Below are 1,630 nucleotides of genomic sequence, written 5' to 3'. Positions count from 1 at the left end.
CCCACTTGTTACCGGTCTCTCGTAAGAGGAGCCGCCATTCAATCGAGCTACTGCATAAAGACCCTCAACGGCCATTGAGGGTGGGCCTCCAATTTACCCTAAAATGGAACAGGATTAACCATACAAGTCAATTATGGCAAGGACGCAAAACGCTTGGCTTGCGCTCCTTCGTCGCTAATTTTAGCCAAGCATTTGTGCGCCCCATATTGAGGCGTTATACGAACACGGATGAATAAGCACCTACGCTCCAAAAACTACGCACAAGCAAAAGCAAAGTTAATGTGGCTGTTTCCAGCTGCAATAATGCTGTTAACTTCTGCTAGCTTTGCAACAGACATTGAGTTGAGCAAGTTAGTTTTAATTACAATTTTGCTTGTTGCTTCAATAGCAGGCTTTGTTCATACCTTATTAGCGCTAAAGTGGCAGTTGATACAGACAAGATTTGGCACATACTACAAGGCTGAAAACCCTAAAAAGTTTAATGCTATGGTTCTGTTGTCTATTGTGGGTTTTGCAGTAACATCAACAATGGTCACCTTTCTGCTGCTAATGTTCGTATAACAAGCGGTTTATGGATGGGACTCGAAATAGCTTGCTCAGGTTCGTTCCTCACCAAGTTTAGCAAGCCAACTCTCGTCCCATAGCAAGGCGTTATATCTCTTATGAGCATGGATTTCATTGCAAACATTTTTGTCGGAATTTGGTTAGTTGGATTTATTTCGGGGCTAGCTGCGGCCATTGGTCTTTCCAATTTGCACAAATATGGAAAAGATGTCCCCTTCCTGCTTAAGTACTCGGGAATCTCTGTCTTTTTTCCTAAATACTATCTAGCAAATGAAACGCGCAGAAGAGTTGTTGCTGGATTAATATCGATCTGTGTTTGCTGTATTCTACTAGGTCTTGTCTGGGTCTTGATTACTGTTCCAGAAGCGGGAGACGCAATTTGGAATGAAGTTAGTGGAAGGAATCTATAACAAACACCTTAAAAACTAACACAATACACTTGGCTTGTACTCATTTCCCCTAGTTTCAGCCCAGTACCTTTCACCTCTAAGACAGGCGTTATTCACACAAGGATTATTCCATATCTGATGTCGGCTAGAGCCGAAAGTCTAACACTCCCTCATCCCCAAAATATGCGCTAAATCTAGCTAATGGATACCAAATGCGGCTATATCGAAGAGACAGATAACTCGGTGTAGGTGCGGCTGAGACCTTCGACAGCAGGGCCGCTCTTTGACATCTGACCCATAGGGATATGGGAAATGTCAGCCTGATGTAGGGAACATCACCGACCATGTCACCGCGGCATTTGTGAATCCATTCACGTCAGATGCTGTCGTAGAGCGCCCAAGGATGCTTCTTGTACAACAAAAAAGTCAGCGTGCCTCAGAAGTACCTAAATCAACCTACCCATCAACCGCAACGGTTAATCGAAGAAATGAGAAACTAGGTGTAGATACGCCGGTGAGCTTCCGAAACAGGGATGTTTCGGCAGAGCCTACAGGGATGATGAGATGGACACCTCTTGTGAAGTCGGCGTCAAAAGCGCCATATTGAATTTACAAGGTTCAATGTCAACAAAAGGTGTCCACTATGAAAGTTACTCTAATTGGTATCGATTTGGCAA

2 protein-coding genes are annotated in these 1,630 nt (G+C 43.9%); both read left to right on the top strand.

Features of this window, described 5'->3' with window-relative positions; translation table 11 throughout:
* Nucleotides 1-228: 228 nt before the first annotated feature.
* Nucleotides 229-561: a hypothetical protein gene (locus GNT65_RS20355; RefSeq protein ID WP_160798995.1), complete on the top strand. Its 333-nt coding sequence runs from the start codon at nt 229-231 to the stop codon at nt 559-561.
* A 101-nt stretch (nt 562-662) separates the two neighbouring features.
* Nucleotides 663-974 carry a hypothetical protein gene (locus GNT65_RS20350; RefSeq protein WP_160798994.1) on the top strand — a complete coding sequence of 104 codons (312 nt, stop codon included), beginning with the start codon at nt 663-665 and terminating at the stop codon, nt 972-974.
* The last annotated feature ends 656 nt before the right edge of the window (nt 975-1,630 follow it).

This window comes from Shewanella insulae (assembly GCF_009831655.1).
GTDB lineage: Bacteria > Pseudomonadota > Gammaproteobacteria > Enterobacterales > Shewanellaceae > Shewanella > Shewanella insulae.
This window is presented reverse-complemented; position numbering and strand designations above follow the sequence as displayed.